Source organism: Peribacillus simplex, assembly GCF_001578185.1.
Classification (GTDB): domain Bacteria; phylum Bacillota; class Bacilli; order Bacillales; family DSM-1321; genus Peribacillus; species Peribacillus simplex_A.
Window position 1 is genome coordinate 4,423,741 of record NZ_CP011008.1, and the last position, 19,304, is coordinate 4,443,044.

The 19,304-nt window shown below is 42.1% G+C and carries 18 protein-coding genes; 12 read left to right on the forward strand and 6 right to left on the reverse strand.

The window, feature by feature from the left end; translation table 11 throughout:
- The first annotated feature begins 100 nt into the window (after window positions 1-100).
- The 7 genes from nikC to UP17_RS20670 all read left to right on the forward strand — a co-directional run bounded on the left by nikC (window position 101) and on the right by UP17_RS20670 (window position 6,843).
- Window positions 101-1,003: a nickel transporter permease gene (gene nikC, locus UP17_RS20640; RefSeq protein ID WP_061464895.1), complete on the forward strand. Its 903-nt coding sequence runs from the start codon at window positions 101-103 to the stop codon at window positions 1,001-1,003.
- A gap of 12 nt (window positions 1,004-1,015) precedes the next feature.
- On the forward strand, window positions 1,016-1,936 hold the full coding sequence (gene nikB / locus UP17_RS20645) for a nickel ABC transporter permease (protein WP_061464897.1): 921 nt from the start codon (window positions 1,016-1,018) through the stop codon (window positions 1,934-1,936).
- A 12-nt stretch (window positions 1,937-1,948) separates the two neighbouring features.
- Window positions 1,949-2,974 (forward strand): ABC transporter ATP-binding protein, encoded by a 1,026-nt coding sequence (locus tag UP17_RS20650; RefSeq protein ID WP_061464899.1) that lies wholly within the window; start codon window positions 1,949-1,951, stop codon window positions 2,972-2,974.
- Window positions 2,971-3,960 (forward strand): ABC transporter ATP-binding protein, encoded by a 990-nt coding sequence (locus UP17_RS20655; protein WP_284149545.1) that lies wholly within the window; start codon window positions 2,971-2,973, stop codon window positions 3,958-3,960. The genes UP17_RS20650 and UP17_RS20655 overlap by 4 nt, the downstream gene beginning before the upstream one ends.
- Before the next feature lie 88 nt (window positions 3,961-4,048).
- Window positions 4,049-4,816: a sensor histidine kinase gene (locus UP17_RS20660; protein WP_061464901.1), complete on the forward strand. Its 768-nt coding sequence runs from the start codon at window positions 4,049-4,051 to the stop codon at window positions 4,814-4,816.
- The gene (locus tag UP17_RS20665; protein ID WP_061464903.1) at window positions 4,813-5,511 is read left to right on the forward strand and encodes an AraC family transcriptional regulator; all 699 of its coding nucleotides are present in this window, start codon (window positions 4,813-4,815) and stop codon (window positions 5,509-5,511) included. Before UP17_RS20660 ends, UP17_RS20665 begins: the two co-directional genes overlap by 4 nt.
- A gap of 3 nt (window positions 5,512-5,514) precedes the next feature.
- On the forward strand, window positions 5,515-6,843 hold the full coding sequence (locus UP17_RS20670; protein ID WP_155727406.1) for an SLC5/6 family protein: 1,329 nt from the start codon (window positions 5,515-5,517) through the stop codon (window positions 6,841-6,843).
- A 449-nt stretch (window positions 6,844-7,292) separates the two neighbouring features.
- Here the strand turns inward: UP17_RS20670 and UP17_RS20675 are convergent, their stop codons facing one another.
- Window positions 7,293-7,880 (reverse strand): NAD(P)H-dependent oxidoreductase, encoded by a 588-nt coding sequence (locus UP17_RS20675; protein ID WP_061464905.1) that lies wholly within the window; start codon window positions 7,878-7,880, stop codon window positions 7,293-7,295.
- Between the two features lie 120 nt (window positions 7,881-8,000).
- Here UP17_RS20675 and UP17_RS20680 point away from each other — a divergent pair, with 120 nt between their 5' ends.
- Window positions 8,001-8,429: a MarR family winged helix-turn-helix transcriptional regulator gene (locus UP17_RS20680; RefSeq protein WP_061464906.1), complete on the forward strand. Its 429-nt coding sequence runs from the start codon at window positions 8,001-8,003 to the stop codon at window positions 8,427-8,429.
- A gap of 81 nt (window positions 8,430-8,510) precedes the next feature.
- Here the strand turns inward: UP17_RS20680 and UP17_RS20685 are convergent, their stop codons facing one another.
- Entirely contained in the window at window positions 8,511-9,968 is a 1,458-nt protein-coding gene (locus tag UP17_RS20685; RefSeq protein ID WP_061464909.1) for a protein adenylyltransferase SelO, read from the reverse strand.
- Between the two features lie 169 nt (window positions 9,969-10,137).
- Between UP17_RS20685 and UP17_RS20690 the strand changes: the two genes are divergently transcribed.
- Window positions 10,138-10,341, forward strand: coding sequence for a hypothetical protein (locus UP17_RS20690; protein ID WP_061464911.1), 204 nt, complete (start codon window positions 10,138-10,140; stop codon window positions 10,339-10,341).
- A gap of 472 nt (window positions 10,342-10,813) precedes the next feature.
- Complete coding sequence (locus UP17_RS20695; protein WP_061464913.1) at window positions 10,814-11,506, forward strand: FHA domain-containing protein; 693 nt, start codon at window positions 10,814-10,816, stop codon at window positions 11,504-11,506.
- Between the two features lie 73 nt (window positions 11,507-11,579).
- Here the strand turns inward: UP17_RS20695 and UP17_RS20700 are convergent, their stop codons facing one another.
- Window positions 11,580-13,340, reverse strand: coding sequence for a hypothetical protein (locus UP17_RS20700; RefSeq protein WP_155727408.1), 1,761 nt, complete (start codon window positions 13,338-13,340; stop codon window positions 11,580-11,582).
- 239 nt (window positions 13,341-13,579) lie between these two features.
- Here UP17_RS20700 and UP17_RS20705 point away from each other — a divergent pair, with 239 nt between their 5' ends.
- Window positions 13,580-14,971 (forward strand): hypothetical protein, encoded by a 1,392-nt coding sequence (locus tag UP17_RS20705; protein ID WP_061464916.1) that lies wholly within the window; start codon window positions 13,580-13,582, stop codon window positions 14,969-14,971.
- A 543-nt stretch (window positions 14,972-15,514) separates the two neighbouring features.
- Here the strand turns inward: UP17_RS20705 and UP17_RS20710 are convergent.
- Together UP17_RS20710 and UP17_RS27920 are read right to left on the reverse strand one after the other, a co-directional pair.
- Window positions 15,515-16,480 (reverse strand): quinone oxidoreductase family protein, encoded by a 966-nt coding sequence (locus tag UP17_RS20710; RefSeq protein ID WP_061466207.1) that lies wholly within the window; start codon window positions 16,478-16,480, stop codon window positions 15,515-15,517.
- Between the two features lie 115 nt (window positions 16,481-16,595).
- Entirely contained in the window at window positions 16,596-16,742 is a 147-nt protein-coding gene (locus UP17_RS27920; protein WP_100298038.1) for a hypothetical protein, read from the reverse strand.
- 169 nt (window positions 16,743-16,911) lie between these two features.
- On the opposite strand from UP17_RS27920, the gene UP17_RS29790 reads away from it, so the two are divergent.
- Window positions 16,912-17,103, forward strand: a complete 192-nt coding sequence (locus UP17_RS29790; protein ID WP_289319646.1) for a GNAT family N-acetyltransferase — start codon at window positions 16,912-16,914, stop codon at window positions 17,101-17,103.
- 392 nt (window positions 17,104-17,495) lie between these two features.
- Here the strand turns inward: UP17_RS29790 and UP17_RS20720 are convergent, their stop codons facing one another.
- On the reverse strand, window positions 17,496-18,998 hold the full coding sequence (locus UP17_RS20720) for a BglG family transcription antiterminator (RefSeq protein WP_061464918.1): 1,503 nt from the start codon (window positions 18,996-18,998) through the stop codon (window positions 17,496-17,498).
- Window positions 18,999-19,304: the final 306 nt, after the last annotated feature.

The following is a 19,304-nucleotide window of genomic DNA, read 5'->3' on the forward strand; positions in this document are numbered from 1 at the left end:
ATCTTTACTCATTTTTTAATTATCTTTACTGCTTTTCCGCATCATATTTACTTCAATACATATTTTGAATAAATTTAATGAAAGAAAAGGAGGAAATCCAATGAAGCCAGAGGTCGTCTTGAATAATACCGAATTGAAGGTAAACGAAAGAAAATCTCCAAAACTAAGAAACTGGAAAGCTTTTTATAAAAAATTCAAGAGAAATAAATTGGCATTGATAGGCGGGTACATCGTACTTTTTTATATTTTATTGGCCATGTTTGCACCTTTGATTTCACCACAGGATCCCTATGAAATTGATTTAGTCCACAAACTCCAGCCTCCGTCAGCCGAACATTGGATGGGTACGGATGATAAGGGAAGGGATATTTTAAGCAGATTATTATATGGAACAAGGCTTTCATTAACGGTTGGGTTTGTCTCTGTATTTTTCGGGGCGTTCATCGGCATACTGCTTGGGTTAACAGCAGGTTATTACGGAAAATGGATCGATACCATCATTATGAGGATTGTCGATGTTCTGCTGGCTTTCCCGGGAATATTGCTGGCTCTTGCCATCATTAGTGCCCTTGGCCCAAGTTTAATTAATGTAATGGTAGCGGTCGGTGTCTTTTCCATACCGATGTTTGCCCGGATTGTACGCGGTTCCACATTGTCAGTCAGGAAGCTGGAATATATCGATGCCATTCGTGCATTGGGAGCCACTGACTTCACGATCATACGCAAGCACATTTTTCCGAATATTCTATCACCCGTCATCGTTCAAGCTACATTACGTCTGGCAACGGCCATTCTGTCGGCAGCCGGATTATCATTCCTTGGATTGGGAGCCCAGCCTCCCTCACCGGAATGGGGAGCCATGCTGAGCAGCGGTCGGGATTATTTGTTCAGCGCCCCTCACATCGCCTTGTTTCCCGGAATAGCCATATCAACACTGGTGCTGGGTTTCAACGTCTTCGGGGATGGACTTAGAGATGCTCTGGATCCAAGAATGAAAAAATAAGGAGGAGAGAAAATGTTCGTTTTTATAATCCGACGGGTCTTTCAAACCATACCGGTTTTACTAGGAGTGAGTCTTGTTGTTTTCCTCATCATGCAAATGGTCCCTGGAGATCCGGCAACACTGCTTGCAGGTGAAGGGGCTACTAAAGAAACGATTGAATCGCTGCGACATGATCTTGGTCTTGATCGTCCAATCCTCTATCAGTATGCAGACTATATCATTCATGCTGTACAAGGTGACTTTGGAGAATCTCTCCGCAGCAGCCGCCCTGTTTTGGACGAAATCATGGTCCGCTTGCCAATCACCCTTGAACTGGCACTTGCAAGCATTTTCATAACCGTTGTCCTTGGAATGCTGGCAGGAATCATCTCGGCAACCAAACAATACTCGGTATCTGACATTTCCATCATGATCGTTGCTTTATTAGGAATCTCATTACCTAGTTTCTGGTTAGGTCTGATGCTTATCTACTTCTTTTCCGTAAACCTTCATTGGTTTCCGGTTTCAGGTTGGGGAACCATTAGGCACATGATTCTCCCAGCCATAACCCTTGGGGCCGGCGGAGCGGCCATTGTAGCAAGGATGACCAGGTCGAGCATGCTCGAAGTCGTTCGCCAGGACTACATCCGGACTGCAAGAGCAAAGGGATTAAAAGAATATGTCATCATTTATAAACATGGCCTGAAAAATGCGCTTATCCCCGTCATTACGGTCGTGGGCCTCCAGTTCGGTGCACTACTCGGCGGTACCGTATTGACAGAGTCCGTATTTGCCATCAATGGTCTTGGGAGATTGATAGTTGATGCAATCAGAACGAGGGATTTACCAATGGTTCAAGGCGGGGTCCTTATTGCTTCCGTTATCTTCGTATTCATGAATTTGGCAGTGGATGTCCTCTATCGATACTTTAACAAAAGAATAGACTTGAATTAAGGAGGCAGGATGATGAAACAGGTTGATGATAAAATACTTGAGGTAAAAAATCTGCAGACCCACTTTTTCACTGACGAAGGAACGAGTAAAGCAGTCAACGGAATCAGTTTCTCCCTCAATAAAGGGGAAACCCTCGGAATCGTCGGGGAGTCTGGAAGTGGTAAAAGTATAACATCCTTATCATTATTAAGGCTTATTCCATCGCCCCCTGGAAAGATTGCCGGGGGCAGCATCCTTTTTAAAGGGGAGGATCTGCTTACGAAGACTGAAAAACAGATGCGATCTATACGCGGTAATGAAATTTCGATGATATTCCAAGAGCCGATGACATCATTGAATCCCGTATATTCAGCGGGTGAGCAAATTGCAGAAGCCATCCGGCTCCATCAAAATCTGGGAAAAAAAGAAGCATGGAACAAAGCCGTCGAAATGCTTCGGCTCGTCGGGATCCCCTCACCTGAAAAAAGGGCAAAACAGGAGCCGCATGAGCTAAGCGGCGGAATGAGGCAAAGGGTCATGATTGCCATGGCACTTGCCTGCCATCCTGAGGTTTTAATAGCGGATGAACCTACAACGGCACTGGATGTGACGATCCAAGCCCAAATCCTCGAACTGATCAAGACGCTGCAAAAGGATTTCGGGACGGCTGTCATTTTGATTACTCATGATTTGGGGGTCGTATATGAAACCTGCGACCGGGTTGCCGTCATGTACGCAGGAAAAATAGTTGAATACACTTTGGCCAAGGAAATATTCACAAACCCAAAGCATCCATACACCATCGGTTTATTAAAATCCCTTCCACGATTGGATATGGACCAGGAAGAACTGACTACAATTCCCGGGACTGTTCCAAGTCCTTACAACATGCCCAAGGGCTGCAGCTTTGCTCCCCGCTGTGCAAATAAGAAGAGCATTTGTGAACAAGCCGTACCGGATCTCCAGGCAACCGGTCCAAGCACCCAGGTCAGCTGCTGGATGTTCACCCCCCAATGGGAGAAGGACTATAACACTCAAGAAGAGGTGGGGGTTTTATGATGGGGGTACCAGTTGCAGAGAAAAAGGTTTTGCTTAAAGTAGATCAATTGAAACAATATTTTCCGATCAAGGGTGGATTTTTCGGAAGAACCGTCAATCATGTAAAAGCCGTTGATGATATTAGCTTCCATATCTATCAGGGTGAAACCTTAAGCATAGTGGGCGAATCAGGCTGCGGAAAATCGACCACCGGAAGGGCCATCCTTCGATTGGATGAACCTACAAGCGGGAGCATTCACTTTCAGGACAAGGATTTACTCAGTTTAGGAAAAAAAGAAATGAGGAGCACCAGGAAGGACTTGCAAGTTATTTTTCAAGATCCATTTGCCTCTCTTAATCCTAGGCAGACTATAGGGCAAATCCTCGGAGAAGCTTTGGCCATCCAAAATGTAGTGCCTAAAGAAAAACGAAAGAGCAGGATTGAAGAATTATTGGGCCATGTGGGGCTGAGACCGGAGTCCATGGAAAGATACCCGCACGAATTCAGCGGCGGCCAGAGACAGCGGGTCGGCATTGCACGGGCTCTTGCAGTAGACCCAAAATTGATCATTTGTGACGAAGCTGTATCTGCACTTGATGTCTCCATTCAAGCACAAGTACTGAATCTATTAAAATCCTTACAGCGACAGTTCGACCTTACCTTTCTTTTCATCTCACATGATTTGGGAGTGGTCAGGCATATCTCGGATCGCGTAATGGTCATGTATCTCGGAAAGATAGTCGAAATAGCAGATAAAAAGTCCATTTTCGAACAGCCGCAGCATCCATATACGAGAGCATTGCTATCTGCCATCCCAGTACCGAATCCGGTGCATGAAAGAGAACGAATCCTATTAACGGGTGATGTCCCCTCACCCATCGATCCTCCTAGCGGCTGCCGCTTCCATACACGGTGCCCTTTTGCGATGGACATCTGTAAAACACAGTTACCCGAGCTAAAGCTCTCAGCACAAAATCATCAAGTGGCCTGTCACATTGTGTCATAAGTTGTAGATTTCCGGAGGGGTCTTTAGTATGATACTAATAAACAGAATAATTCAAGTAATTTAAAAATATAACCAGCAGAGGTTCTCCATGCTTAGTTACGAGGGATTCACGTTAATTATCATGCTCTTCATTTTAGCTCCCATCATGGGAGCTATCGCTCTTTTATTTTTATTCATATTCGAGAAAAGGATCGACCTTCTTGAAAATAGAAACAAAGAGATACGCCTGGAGCAAGCACTGCAAGAAGCACAATATAATAAATTGAACCAGCAAATCCAGCCCCACTTTTTATTTAATACACTAAATGTCATTTTGGGATTGGCCCGCCTGAACAGGACGGCTGAATTGATACGGGCCTTAGAGGCATTTTCGCAATTCTTGAAATTCAAATATAAAGCTTCAGAACCATTAATCCCCCTTTCCCAGGAAATTCAGTATACCCAGCATTATCTCGACATCCAGACCCTACGTTTTGGTGACCGCCTTAAGATTGATATGGAGTGCCCAAACCCATTATCAATCGCACTGGTACCCCCTTTCATTCTCCAGACCTTAGTGGAAAATTCGTTTAAACACGGATTGGAAAAAAAAGTGGGGGAAGCCCTTCTGCATATCCGGTTCTATCGGGATTCGCAGATGGTGTATCTGGAAGTGGCGGATAATGGTTTAATGGGAAATGCATCTTCCGTTACTGACGAAGGCGGCCATGGCCTGGATAATATCCAAAAACGTTTATATCTGTATTTCAGTGACCGTGCACAATTGAATATATCTTCTAATGAATCGGGAACAAAGGTAGAGGTATCATGGCCACTTGTTTATGATAAGAAAATGGAGGAGGCGGCCCCGGAATGAATGTATTATTAGTTGATGACGAACCATTGGTCCTTGAACAAATGGAATATATGATTCAGTCCATTTATCCTTTTTGGAAGTTTCATAAAGCTGCTGATGCCTGTCAGGCACTGACCTTCAACCAAAATTATAAAATTAATCTCGCTTTCCTGGATATTAATCTCCCCGGGCGATCGGGTCTTGAATTTGGTGAAGACCTAAGGGCACTGAACAAAGAAGTGGAAATCATAATGGTGACCGCGCATCAAAGTTTCGATTATGCCCAGCAATCCATAAGGATAGGCGTGGTTGATTATTTAACGAAGCCTGTAATAGAAAGCGATTTGCAGAAAGTGCTATCCAGATATGATAAAAGGGAGTCTTCCCATAACTATTCAACCCTGATTCACCATTCTCTTTCATTCATACATGAAAATTATGCTGAAAAACTCTCCCTTTCGGATATCGCTCGTGAAGTGCATACCAACCCGACTTATTTAAGCAGGAAATTCCATGAAGAAGTCGGTACTTCCTTTTCGGAATATATAATGCAATATAGAATAAAAGCTGCTAAAAGGGCCTTAACCAATAACACCAGCTGGAGCATATCAGATGTCGCTGAGAACTCAGGTTTCAATAGCCAGCATTATTTCAGCACTTTATTCCGGAAGATAGAGGGAATCACTCCTAAAGAGTTCCGCGAGAAAGGAAAATGAACTTTGCGACAACGTACATTTCAAGAATACGTACAAGGCCCCATTCAAATTGGGATGGGCTTAGGGATCATCTCCCTCCTGGCACGCTGGGTCACAGGAACCACGATATTATCCTCCCCTGAATCGATGGTGAAGTATGGAGTTTTCGGAGGGATCGGCTATGCTCTTATGGGAGCGATCGCCCTGTTCATGTTCAGCTTCATCGGTAAGAGGGTCCGGCAGGATTTTCCAGTGGGATTGACCATCGGGGACTATTTAAAAACCAGGCTTCATCCTTTGGGATATTGGATATTGATCGTGATCCTGGTCATGACCAGCTTATATACTTTATTCATCCAGGGAATGGCAGCGTCCACCCTATGCCAGTTTCTTTTCGATACGCCGCTATATGTCGGGTTGTTCTTTTTTTTCGGCTTTTGTGTTCTTTTTGCCGGCTTCGGCGGGTTAAAGCTCATTCATGGATTCGCAGCTTTTCAAGTCGTCTTCATGTTTGCCGCCGTTATCTTAATTCCTTTATACTTTTTCGTCAAAGAAGGGATTCAGCCTGTTTATGATGGGATTCGTTTATACCATCCATACATGCTCGTAATCAATAAGTATGATCTATGGAGTTTTCTTTTTGCAGGACTTCTTGTCGGGTTCGGCCAGTTTTTCTTTGACCTGACATCATGGCAGCGATTATTTATGATAGAGTTGAAAAAAGTCCCCTTAACATTCTCTTTATCTGGCCTTATATGGATTATATTCCCGCTCTCATTTTCATCCCTGTTCATCATGGTTATCTTTACGGGCGGTTTCACTGACATACACTCGATTTTGGCTGGATTGGCAAACAAGATAACAACACCATTCTTTTTCATCCTTTTTGTGCTCTGTGCCTTCAGTGCAATCACCTCAACATTCGGTGCCTGCCTGCATTCATTGATAAGCCTGATCGTAGCCAATATTCTTGTACCCTTTCAAACGAAAAAAAGCGACCAGCAAAAAATAAGGATGGCCTGCCTTCTTTCAACCTGTATTGGAGGATTGGTTTTCGTAGCTACGCTCTTCTATTCCCCAAACCTTTTAGAGCTTTTATTTTATTCAGGTAATGTATATTCAGCATTGCTGGCTCCAATCCTTGTTATCGTATTCAGCAAAGGGAAAGTCGCTGATTTCATACCGATAAGCGCGGTCCTGGCCATCGTTGCCTCATACATCATCAAGCCTTATGTAAGTGAATTCCAAAGCATATGGTTAAGTGGATTAGCTTCATTGTCGATCATAGTGATTTGTATGATCCTTACCTTCATCAAGAACAAATGGAGGTTAGTGAAAACAAAACGGGAATGATTACGAAGCTGCACAGCTAAGTGGTTACATAACAAACTATGTAATCTGTTACATGTAAAGCGATAAAAAAAGAAAAGTTGCCGACATATGTCGGCAACCCAAAGTTTAAAAAACAGATGAAGCATTTCGCATAGGAACTACCTTTTCGAGAAACTAACCTTATTCAAACCAGAAATTTCATCTATATTTCAAAGCAAAGTTAATTGAACGGAAGGTGCGAGACTTCTGGTTAGAAAAGCGCGTCAAAGGGAGACCCCGCAGGCACAAGAAGCGCCGAGGGCGGACCGCCCGCGGAAAGCGAGTGCCTGGAGTGGAAATCAAGAAAGCAAAATCAATTATCATCTAGTTTTTATGGAGTTTTAATCTTAATCAATCAAGACTCTTGCCCTTTAAATCAAGGTTCATCGCAAAATATCCAAATCAAGTGCCTCTATCAATCACGTAATAACTTAGCTTGCCACCTTTCTGAAATACCGATATACCTTTTCTAGCTTTTGGGTTTGTTTCCCCTTTGGGCTTTCCATATTACCGAATTCGAAAAACTTCACTTTTTTGATTCCGACAAAATTGAATAACGCTCTTTTCATCAATATTTTATGCGCATCATTCAACCAGAGAAGCGGATACTTTGCAGGTCCCTTCATCGTTGATACACATACGACCGACTTTCCTTTAAGAAGGCCTTCTGGGAACAATCCCTTTTTATCCCTGTAGGCGAAATTCGAAGAAAATAATTGATCAATGTATCCCATCAGCATTGCGGGAGGCCTCCCCCACCAGATTGGATAAACAAAGACAATCTTATCGGCCCAAGTAATTTGATTTCTATATTTTTCAAGCTGAGGATCACGATGCATATCACGCCTTCGTTTATGCTCATTGAACTCCAAGAGCGGATTAAAGCCCTCTTCATATAAATCCAAAACCTGCAGCCCCTTTATGTGGGTGTTCTCCTTACTTCCCTTGATGACTTTTTGTAAAAAGGCATAGCTTAAACTTTCATGATTTGGATATGTGTAAATGACTAGCATGTTCATGACGTCCCCCCTATTTACTTATCATTTGATAACAATAATACAACAACACCTTTTTTGTTGTCAAATGATAATTGTATTTTGACAACACTTTTGATATCTTCTCAGTAAGAGGTGAAAGTTATGGACAAAAAAGTTCTTTTTGAAAAAATGGTCACATTTACAACTTCCGTACATCAAGTGACACACGAATTGACCCAAAACGCCAAACCCGATTCCATCACGCCGGTACAATATCACATTCTTGAATATATAACAGTCAGTCAGCCTGTCACTCCAAGTGAAATCAGTGACTGTCAGCACATCTCCATGCCTAACACGAGCCGTGAACTGAAAAAATTAAGCGAAAAGAATTTAATTGAAAAAATAAGTGATCCGGAAGATAGACGGAAACAATACATCCGCCTCTCCAAAGAGGGGGAAACGATGATGAACGAGGCTTTTGCAATCGTGGAATCCCGTTTCCAAAGCCGGCTGCAACATGCTTCGAAGGAAGATTTAGCGGATATTGAGCGCGCAATGGATATTCTTCAAACTAAACTTTTTTACTAAATAAACAAAAAGGCTCCCGAGACTGAAGTTGATTCTTTGTCAACTTCAGTCTCGGGAGCTCCTTCATAATCTCCATTATAATCAGGTACCGCAAAAGGTTCGGTAAGGTGTTGTTGACGCAGGCAGTGTGGAGTATTCGGCTTGTTCATCAGAGTGTGCATAAGGGTTTGAGAGAACATCCAAAAGCCGTTCCATCACGCTGTAGTCCCCTTGTTCCACTGCCGCTTCCAATGCTTCTTCAACCCGGTGATTCCGTGGGATCACTGCAGGATTGCTTTTCTCCATCAACTGATTCGAAGATTCCTTCGATTCCTTCTGCCTGCCTAGTCTAGCCAACCAGAGCTCTTGCCACTGGGCGAATTCAGGTGTCCCGAAAAGGACCGTATCCGCCATCTTATCTAAGGTCAAAGCACGGAAGGTATTGGTATAGTCGGCACCATGCTTTTTCATCATACTGAGGATGCCATTAATAAGGGCTTCATCCTGTGTCTCTTCGTTGAATAACCCCAGTTTTGCTCTCATTCCCGCTAACCAATTAGTGTGATACAGATCATTAAAAACAGAAATCTTATCTTGGGCCAGTGTAACGGCCTGATCCTCGTCATCATGTAACAGCGGCAATAGGGATTCAGCGAATCGCGCAAGATTCCAACCCCCAATTATCGGCTGGTTACCATAGGCATAGCGGCCTTGAGTATCAATTGAACTGAATACTGTTGCAGGGTCATAGGCATCCATGAAGGCGCAAGGGCCATAATCGATGGTTTCTCCGCTAATCGTCATGTTGTCGGTGTTCATCACCCCATGAATGAAGCCAACCAGCTGCCATTGGGCAATGAGCTCAGCCTGACGCTTGACCACTTCCTGCAGCAGCGAGAGATAACGGCTTTCATCGGCTTCAATGTCTGGAAAATGACGCTTTATTGCATAGTCGGCAAGGGTCCGGAGTTCCTCGACCGTGCCCCATTTTGCAGCGAATTGAAAGGTTCCGACACGAAGATGGCTCGAAGCCACACGGGTCATGATGGCACCAGGCAGCCCGGTTTCACGGATTACCGTTTCACCGGTCGTCACCACTGCCAGACTTCGGGTGGTAGGAATGCCGAGCCCGTGCATCGCTTCGCTGATGATGTATTCGCGCAGCATCGGTCCAAGTGCAGCCCGGCCATCGCCCCCGCGGGAATATGGCGTTCTTCCCGGACCCTTCAGCTGGATATCGACCCTCTCGCCTTGAGGCAAGACCTGCTCGCCAAGCAATATCGCCCGGCCATCCCCTAACATATTAAAATGCCCGAATTGATGCCCCGCGTAAGCTTGGGCAAGAGGCGAAGCACCCTCTGGAAGCTCGTTTCCGGCAAACACCGCCACGCCATCATCACTTTGAAGCTTTTGAACGTCCAAACCAAGGAATTCAGCGACGCGTTCATTGAGAATGATCAACTCCGGTGAACGTACAGGAGTCGGGTTCGTGCTCGTGTGAAATTTTTCCGGAAGACGGGCATAACTATTGTCTAAATTCCATCCAGTTTCATTTGTCATGGTTTCTCCTTTTCTTGTTTTGACTTTATTGTATAAATGTTCTTTCTCTCGAGATTCAGTTAATCCACGCGATAAAACTCAGTGGCAGTCCATATTAATGTCTACTTCTGCCAATTTATTATACCGTTTCCAATTAAAAATGGCTCTTTTTAAGTATGGGTGAATGATAATGATCATTAAATCTTTGGATAGCGTACCTCTTGCTAGTAATTTAGAGCTTGAAAAAAGCCTGCCGTTGATCCGGCAGGCACTGAATTTTTATATTAACTTCACTGGAAGAGTCATGTATTCAGTCATGCCTCCTCCACCTTTTTCTGTCTTCTTCCTTCCCGTTTTGTCTCCCACATCCCTCCCCAATCCAGGATATGCTTAATTCAGTAAAGTCAGGCTAATAAAAGCAATGCCAAATATACAGTACAGACTGAGGGTAAAGGGCTGGGGAAAAATAATATATACTATCATACTAATGATCATTAGCAGGATGCTGAAGGCATTTATCCTATCTCTCCACATACTCACCTTTGGTCAACTCCTTTTCCACAAGCGTAAGGTACATTTTCATCGCATACTTCTTCCGGTGCTGCCTGGCCGGCTTTGAGGAAACGCCTTAAAAGCACCCCTCTGACAGTCAAGGCAAGCAAAAATAGAGTTACTTTCTTCATTCGTCATTACTTTAAGTTATAATGGCTGTGTGCCTAATTTGTATTTTTTTCATTTTTCGTTAGTAAGTAAGCGTATGATAATTTATAATTATAAAATTGAACCCACTAAACAGCCATGTAGCCAAAATGATAAATCTATAAAAATAATCTAAATATTCAGACTCTTAAGGGGATATGAAATGAATGATCTATAAAACTTTCAAGGTTGTATCGAGAACCTTGCACAAAGGCCAAACCGAGGATTTCGCCTATGTTTTTGAAGGGAAAAGCCTGCTGATTGGCCGTGCAAGCCAGCACTCCAAAGCTGATTTCATGCTTTACAATGACTTCGTTTCCAGGGAACATTGCCGGATTTATATGGAGGAAGGACAGCTTCTCATTGAGGATTTGGCAAGCAAACACGGTACCTCGGTGAACCAGATGCCGCTAGTTCCGGGCCATCCCTGCCTCATCGAACCGGGGGATTCCATTACTTTGATTAATGGATTGATTGAATTCATGATTTCCATCGACAACGATTTAACACGGGATTTCACTCCGGTGAACCCGGAGATACAGCAAATCGTGGCTATCAATAAGCACCTTCAGACCGTGATCATCAATGATGAAGCGCCCATTAAAATGCCTACTAAGGAATTCGATTGCTTTAAGTTGCTTTATGAGAATTTGGACAACCTAATCTCAAAAGAAGAGATTGTCCAGCATGTATGGCCCGAGAGAATCGGTGATCCCGAGCAAATTGTGACGGCAGAAGAAATCGCTTCACTGCTGTACCGGGTGCGGAAACGGATAAATGGGCACTTCGTAATAAAAGCCGTCATTCAAAAGGGATATTATATGAAATCCATCCTTTCATTCAAACTATCGGACCTGTAATGTTAATCAATCGAACTCTAAATGCAGGCATGAAAAAAAGCATTGCTGATACCCAATGCTTTTTTTCATGCTTTTATTTCTTAGGTAAGTCCAGATTAGTGAATTGATCGACTGGAACTACATCTTCTTCCATATCCATCACCTTCAGCACAACCCGGTCTCCTACATTCGTCAATACAACATCAGATAGTTCATTGACTCCAGGGTCTACTGAGAATCTCTTGGCATTGCCTTCTACGATTAAATAGAATACGTATCCATTGGAAAGATTGGCATCGTTGATCCTTGTAACTTTCCCCTTTATTTCTTTCATCTCAAATCCTTTTTGAGGCGTTACACCGCTGACTTTCCCTAAAGATGCAATCAGCTTTTTATAATTCCGGAAAGCTTCGTCTTTCGTTTTCCCAAAGACAACTTGGGGGTTATCGCTATTGGCATACACGATCGCCACACCTTGAAACTTGCTGCCCTTTGTAACCGGGATGACATAAGTGGGCGCACCGTATATCGTATAGAAAATTCCATTAGTGGCTTTCCAGCCTGGATATTTAGACAAAAACTCACTCGCATTGGCGTTGGATTTTGCTTCCTTTCCAGTTAGAACGGACGTGACGCCTTTGTAGTACGTCATTTCACCGGTTTTGGCGTTGAAAACACCGTAACCAACCAGGGTTTTTGAGTTTCCTTTTGATTTAGCCCTGGTAAAGTCCACTACATAAATCAATTCGCCTTTTTCGTTGAATGTAACTTGCATATTTTCCTCATTTGGAATCAAGACATCTTTCTTCGGCCCAAATAAGGACTGGTTTTTCCACCCGTGAACGTATTTCCCCCAGTAGGTCCAATATTCCAGGGCCGTTTCCAATGTGAATGTTCGATCTACCCATTCAGGTTCTTTTCCTAAAGGATAGTATTTCATGTCCCCCGTTTCAGGATTCACTACGACTACCCCGTCCACTGCGGGCCCGCTTCGGTATTTCAAATAATGTCCCACTGAAGCTACAAAGAAGGGCTTTCCGTCTTCGTTCGGTTCCAAATATGAATCATGGATGATTTTATTCGGGTATGCTTTGCGGATGGTCCTTTCCAAATCATGATCGAGGTACTGTGAGGGAGCATACAGCATCTTCCCTTTTACCGTACTTGCCCCTTTATCCGTCGATACGGCAGAAATCAAATTATAACCTGGCGTGTATCCCGCTTTCCCAGCTTTCAAAAATCCGTCCATTTCAATTGGTGAAGTATAAGTCAATTCATCATTAATATTGGTTAGGCGGTATTCGCCTTCAGTGAAATATGATGCATTTTCTATTTTATTAATCGCTGCATCACCTTTTGCATCTGCCATTTTCACTGTAACAAGCGGCATGGTTTTTATATCTTGAACTTCTTCCAGCTCATTTTTCTTATCGACCTTTGTCCAGCCATGCAGATCTGCGGCAAAAGTGATGGGGTAAAACAGCATGATGACCCATGCTAATATCAAAACGAATCCTATCAAACTGTTGAAATATACATTCCAAGGTGTTTTTGGTTGCTTCTCAGCTTCGTTTCCCCTCCGATTTCGTCGGTTTATTGAAGATTCCCTGGCACTGTACACATACATTCTGGAATCAATGATGAGAATGAGCCCAAGAATGATGGCAAAACTCGAAAAGAATGCAGTGGCAGTTAGATCCAATAGCATAATATCGATAACGAAAAACAATATGGCAGCAGAAACTAAAAGTCTCAGCACCTGTTCAATGAAAAAGGATATATCTTTTTTGGTGATTGCGTTTGTCCATCTCTGCGGAATCAAGGAAAGTCCCAATATGGCAAATGGTATTTTCATAAAAATCCCTTTTAAGATGAAAACGAGTAGTGAAAGTATCATGGTTTTAAATATCTCTCCTTGTCATGTATGTTCCCATTTAACCATTTTATCACTTTTGTGCAACTAATTTACTGTCTTCAAAATATATCGAAATAATATTTCATCCATATCATAAAACTTCCAAAACTATTTACTCCAACGATGCTACTTTTATCGATTCAATGTTTATATAGATTCTAGAAAAGGATGGATGCCTTATGATATATGAAGAAACTTACCAATACCTATTAAGAAATGTATCTTCCACTGAATTCGATACGTGTTTGTACGCCTTGCTCCACAGTGATTGGGACGGGGTCATCCAGAGCCCGCTTCATATGATGGCCCGAGGAGTCGGAACGACAGAAAAGTACTTAAGGCAGATCATCAATAAATTCACCGCACCACAAGGATCTCTAAAGAAAGTGTTTGTGCCTGTTCCTCAAGGTGAAGATATCTTTTATAAGTTTAACCTTGGTCCCGCAAGTAATCTTGGTTATAACAGGAAGACTGACCGTTATTGCAAGAAATACCGTTTCTTTTATAGCGATGCTTTCAAATCCTTAACGATTCATGGAAAACGGCTGCTGCTTATGGGTGCTTTCCGAATGTCTGTTTTGAAGTCTGAGTCAGTACTATTTGATTATAGTGAAATCGTCCCTGATTCCAGCTCGCTATTCACAAGGCAGCGCTTATTGGATGCAATCGATGCAATCCATGACGCTTTAGGCCATTTAGTGACGATTTCTTTTGCAAGCAGGGCTTTTTCAAAGAAAGAAGTTCTCGTGTTCACCTTTACCGAAGGTGTCTTGGAGCAGTATAAAGAAAATAGGGCGGAACGGACATTGTTGCGGAGAACGATTTTTAACTCTGGCTACCTTGGGCATATCAATGACTCTGTATGCAGGGAATTGGAAAGGGTCGGCAAATATATTTTCCGTTCATTTCTACAAGAAGCGACAAACATCTCCAATGATATCCAAAAGGAACTGCAGAAGTTAGCCCGTTTCGTCTATTCTCATTCTCTTAAGAAGTTTGGCCAGGCGCTTCCTGCCAATAAGCAGTTACTTCTTGCCCCAAAACAGGCCTCTGCTTATTTAAGCAAGATCATTTACAACGAAACATTGGAACAGATGGTCAAGTATGCCCACCAGGCAGAATCCATCAAAAGCCTGCTTGAACGCGCTCATTTTCATAGAAATATTTCCGAGAAGGCTCTCTGTCGGGAAGTGAATGATTTGGAAATGGCTGAACATATCGAGCCCATTCTCCAAAAGCACCATCAAGCAGAATTCATCCGCCATGTGCTGAACGACTGGTGCGAAACATGGCTCATTTCCCGTGTAAAGACTGTGACCGAAGAATTTCGGGCAGAAGGAAAAAAGAAAAGTACTGATGATGATAAGCAGGTCGCTGCCGAGTATATGGCGCGCATTAGAAACGATACATATGGCCAGTTGGACAGGCTGTTGACCTTGACCCTTAAATTCGGCAATCATGCAGTGGCCCCGGCTATCCGGAACTTTTCTCTTTCAAAGAAAAAGGAAACCCTCCAATCCTATTTCGCGATCCAAAAGAAGCGTCTGGATGTTCTCTCCATTTCCTCTTAAAATCACATATGTCATATGTTTTCCAAGAGAACGGATCCGTTCTCTTTTTTTTGCCTTCTTTGGGGACGAAGGCCGACTGTGAATTGCAGAATGACGATTGTGGTTTTGGGATGGCCCTCTGTGGATTTCTCCTCTGAATTCGTGTGTTGCATAATGGTCTTGTGGATAAGGGAACTTGGTCAGCAGATTGTTTTGACAACAGGCCTTAGCCCCTCTAATGGCATGGGCTTAAACATATAAGTTATCAAAGGGTCTAAGAATGGGCCTATATAAAGGAACTGAAAAAGTTTCTGATCATCAGTATGAATAAGGTGTTGAGTGCAGCAGGCTCTTTTAAAATAAGGCTCTTTTCGTAAAGATTGTTGTTTTTAAAACGAAACTTTTAAGGTTGATTGGAGCGGAAGTGCGAGACTCCCGCGGAAAGCGAGCATCTGGAGGGGAAATCAACCACAACTCACTACCTGGTAAATAGCAACATAGTATTTGAAAACAGCCTAAAATAAAAAGGCCCCACCATTTAGAATGGAAAGCCCTTATACCTTTTTATGGTATTAATAATATTTTCCCCGTACTTTTCCTGCTTTCAAGAAGTCTATGTGCATCAGCCCCATTTTCCAGCGAAAAAAGAGTCGGTTCTTCAACGAAGATTTTTCCTGCCATGATCCATTCAAACAACTCTGCTGTTCTTCTTTTCCTTTCTTCATGGGAAGTCAAGACATTCCAGAGGTCTCCACCTATTAATGCTTTGGATGTATCCATTAACATCCTTGGATCGATTTTCTCCGGATCGCCGCCTGCCATACCAAAGAAAACGACAGTCCCTCCAGTCCTTGTCGCCTCGAAACTATTCAGCAAGGTTTGGCCTACTGATTCATAAACGACATCAACGCCCTTACCTCCGGTTACTTCCTTAATGGAATTCATCCAGTCCGATCCGTAAAGGAAAACATGATCGGCACCCGTTTGTTTGGCAACAGCCGCTTTATCCTTTGTTGATGTCAAGCCAATGACCTGACTGCCCTTCATCCTGATCATCTGTGTCAGTAATTGGCCGACTCCGCCTGCAGCGGCGTGGACCAGAATGGTTTCTCCGTCTTTAACTGGATAGCTGTCATGAGTTAGATATTGGGCAGTCAATCCTTGTAGTAAAACGGAAGCGGCCGTTTCAAAGGAAATGCTCTCAGGCAACGGCAGCAGTTTATCTGCTGGAACTGAAACCAGCTCCGCATTGGCATGGGGAACATCAGCAAACCCAACACGATCACCTGCTTTCACATGATGAACATCTTCCCCGACATATTCGATGACCCCCGCCCCTTCATAACCCAAAATAAATGGGGGATCACCCACCAAATGATAATTCCCTTTCCTTCTATATACATCAGCAAAATTCAAGCCGATCGCTTTCATTCGAACGATCACGGCTGATCTTGAATGTTCAGGTTCTGCAATTTCTCTTACAGACAGAACTTCTGGCCCGCCGAAATCATCAAAGACAAGTGCTTTCATCATCCTAACTCCCTTCAATGGTTCTTCTTTCTTAAAGATATAGGATGAACCGTTTGATGGCAAGAAACACAAATGACCGCTCTCCCTTAAAGGCTAGAGCAGTCAATAAGTTTACTCAATCTGTATTGGAGCCAGGGCCGTTCTTTCGTTTATTCGCAGAATATTCCTTACCATGTGCTTCATGTTCTGCAATGATGTCTGCTTTCGGAATATGGTTATTCTTTTTCGGTGAAGCGATACGGTTGCGATGTTTTTTTCCCATGATCTATCTCCCCTTCATCCAATGCTATTTAACTTGAGCTGTTTAATACGTGCTAATGTTAGCTTGTCCGATTATTCCCGAAAATACCGGCAAAATAGGCACTTCATAATAAAGGAAAAACCATCAAAGAAACAGAATCATTAAAATGGATATATGGGGAGGGAATCATATGTTTCCTGTATTGTACACGAAAAGATTACGGGAAATTCGTGAAAGTGATGCGGAAACTATCTTCCAATGTTTATCAAAAGATGAAGTCACCCGCTTTTACGGTCAGGATTCATTGAAAAATATCGGACAGGCGAAGGATATTGTAGCTTCTTTTGCGAAAAACTATCTTGAAAAACGGGTGATTCGATAGTACATTCGGTTTTCATGCCCACGGTCCCTAATACAGACGGGCGGAAATAGGATATGAGGTCAGTCCAGCACATTGGCGCAAAGGATATGCGTAAGAGGCTGTTAAAGAAATAATCGCTTAGGTTTCAACGGCCTTGCATCGGCGCGGTTGTTTTTCTGGAAAACCTGTCATCAAGTGATCTTTTGGGTAAGCTTTGGCTTTATCCAGGACGGAATATTAAGAAGTTATATGTATCAAAAAGGCTCCCTCATGATACATATGTCCATTCCTTGCTGAAGTGAACCCCTAGGTAAAGAGAGAGTACCCCAGAAACGGATATACTTGGGTTCCTCACTATACCAACTGTTTCCTGCCGTTGGTGGTTAAAGCCAAATTGTTTTTTCTGCACTGAATCATTTAACAACGGCATTCATTTTTTCATATGGATAAACCAATCCCGGGTCCATATTGAATTGGTCAAAAAAATGATCTTCAAAAAATTGTTTAATTTGCATTAATTCCGATGGAGTTGGAAAAGAGGATACCATAATTACTGGAATTTTCTGAAATCCGATAATGTCTTCTTCCGTCGAAATGATTAAATCAATCTCTTCATACTTGTAAATCAATTCTTTGCTGGAGGGATCGAATGTTGAAATCCTCACCTGATTTCCGTAGTGATACTTTAACACTTCCCTTATATAATCTTTTTCGGTATATGTACGACAAACTAAAGCAACTATTATTGTGTGTTGATTCTTATTTCGCAGAATGGCTGCCTGAAGGAGTGAGAATATTTCCAAAACATCCAGTTTCTTAAATTTAAGCGGCACTGTCAAGAAAGATTTGGTAGCCAGCTTCTCTATGGTCTGAAAAATTGGATTATATTCATAATAGGGAAGATATTGTAACATGGAATTCCTTACAGTCTCCATTTCAAATTCTGTTTCAAGTGATATTCTCTTTAATGTTTGGTATAAATGGAACAAGAAGATATCATCTTGTGATAGATTAAAACAAACATATTCAGAAAGGGAATCCAAAAATTGAGTCAACGGAAAACCTTGTTTACTTTTCATTCTGTTTCGAAGGTATCGAAGATGTTGTGATCTATTAACTGGTTTTTCCTCACTCATGAGATAAATCGATAAGTAAAATATTTCCTGAAGTTGGATATCTCGTGAGGGGCATCTTTCCATATAATGTCCTAGTTCTTTAGAGAAATCAAAATACTTACTGCCTTCGTAATTCATTAAGACTGATTTTGGATAGGAAACGAAATACCCCATAGTAACACGAAGATTAGATATATATAAAATCATTGTAAGTCGGTGTAAAGCACCAGTCCGAAATGACATCGAATATTTCGAAAACAAATGAAGTAACGTTGTTTGAAATTCCTTTTCATCGAGAGAATCTTTATCTGTATAGGTTTCCAATGTCGCAAAATCCAAATTTTGCATGATAAAGCGCCGGATTTTCTTTTCTTCCCCTACTAATTTGAATGGGCTAGCAGTTAAGTTTACACCTGCTTCCCGTACTACCTCCTGTAATTTTTCAAGGTGACGATATGCGGTGGAACGACTAATATGCACCTCTTGAGAAATCTGTGAAATATCAACACCATCATTCAAAAGAATTAACTTTAATATGTGAAAATAGGAATTCTTTTCTCTTATTTGCACCAATAAATTTTCTAAAGTACCATTTTCAGGTTTAATAAGACATATTCCAAGACTTTCACTTTTCTCAAAACCCCAACCCTCGGGGATTAAAGTCTCCAGGAATTTTAAATCACGCCGGATTGTACTTTTTGAATACCCTGTTTTATCGGATAATTCAGCTAAGTTACTCCATTTATTATCCTTAAATAAATGAAAAATCACGTCTGAATAACGTTTATAAAATCGATTCATACTATCACCTCTTTACCTGTCCACTTAATAAGACATTAGCCCTAAATGCACTTACCCTTTACCCATTAAATACTTTAGTAAACTCCCTAAATGGTCCCATTTTCATCTAAACCTTTTCTTTTTTGGAACACTAGTTCAAATATGAATTGGTATATACCGATTTTGAACTCTCCCCGATAAGGTCATTATTATGATTTTCTGCTGTTAAATTTGTAGTGCAAAGAAAAAGAATCCTCTATTCCAAACCCGAATCTAAATAATTGGATTAAATGTTTAAAGATCATAATGAAAGAGACTTTTAAAACC

Excerpts from the sequence above, each read along its gene's own strand:
- UP17_RS20680 (WP_061464906.1), top strand. The coding sequence starts at position 8,001 with ATGGACAAAAAAGTTCTTTTTGAAAAAATGGTCACATTTACAACTTCC.
- UP17_RS20700 (WP_155727408.1), bottom strand. The coding sequence starts at position 13,340 with ATGAAAATACCATTTGCCATATTGGGACTTTCCTTGATTCCGCAGAGA.
- nikB (WP_061464897.1), top strand. The coding sequence starts at position 1,016 with ATGTTCGTTTTTATAATCCGACGGGTCTTTCAAACCATACCGGTTTTA.
- UP17_RS20695 (WP_061464913.1), top strand. The coding sequence starts at position 10,814 with ATGATCTATAAAACTTTCAAGGTTGTATCGAGAACCTTGCACAAAGGC.
- UP17_RS27920 (WP_100298038.1), bottom strand. The coding sequence starts at position 16,742 with ATGGGAAAAAAACATCGCAACCGTATCGCTTCACCGAAAAAGAATAAC.
- UP17_RS20690 (WP_061464911.1), top strand. The coding sequence starts at position 10,138 with ATGATCATTAAATCTTTGGATAGCGTACCTCTTGCTAGTAATTTAGAG.
- UP17_RS20710 (WP_061466207.1), bottom strand. The coding sequence starts at position 16,480 with ATGAAAGCACTTGTCTTTGATGATTTCGGCGGGCCAGAAGTTCTGTCT.
- UP17_RS20655 (WP_284149545.1), top strand. The coding sequence starts at position 2,971 with ATGATGGGGGTACCAGTTGCAGAGAAAAAGGTTTTGCTTAAAGTAGAT.
- nikC (WP_061464895.1), top strand. The coding sequence starts at position 101 with ATGAAGCCAGAGGTCGTCTTGAATAATACCGAATTGAAGGTAAACGAA.
- UP17_RS20720 (WP_061464918.1), bottom strand. The coding sequence starts at position 18,998 with ATGAATCGATTTTATAAACGTTATTCAGACGTGATTTTTCATTTATTT.
- UP17_RS20650 (WP_061464899.1), top strand. The coding sequence starts at position 1,949 with ATGAAACAGGTTGATGATAAAATACTTGAGGTAAAAAATCTGCAGACC.
- UP17_RS20660 (WP_061464901.1), top strand. The coding sequence starts at position 4,049 with ATGCTTAGTTACGAGGGATTCACGTTAATTATCATGCTCTTCATTTTA.
- UP17_RS20705 (WP_061464916.1), top strand. The coding sequence starts at position 13,580 with ATGATATATGAAGAAACTTACCAATACCTATTAAGAAATGTATCTTCC.
- UP17_RS20675 (WP_061464905.1), bottom strand. The coding sequence starts at position 7,880 with ATGAACATGCTAGTCATTTACACATATCCAAATCATGAAAGTTTAAGC.
- UP17_RS20685 (WP_061464909.1), bottom strand. The coding sequence starts at position 9,968 with ATGACAAATGAAACTGGATGGAATTTAGACAATAGTTATGCCCGTCTT.
- UP17_RS29790 (WP_289319646.1), top strand. The coding sequence starts at position 16,912 with ATGTTTCCTGTATTGTACACGAAAAGATTACGGGAAATTCGTGAAAGT.
- UP17_RS20665 (WP_061464903.1), top strand. The coding sequence starts at position 4,813 with ATGAATGTATTATTAGTTGATGACGAACCATTGGTCCTTGAACAAATG.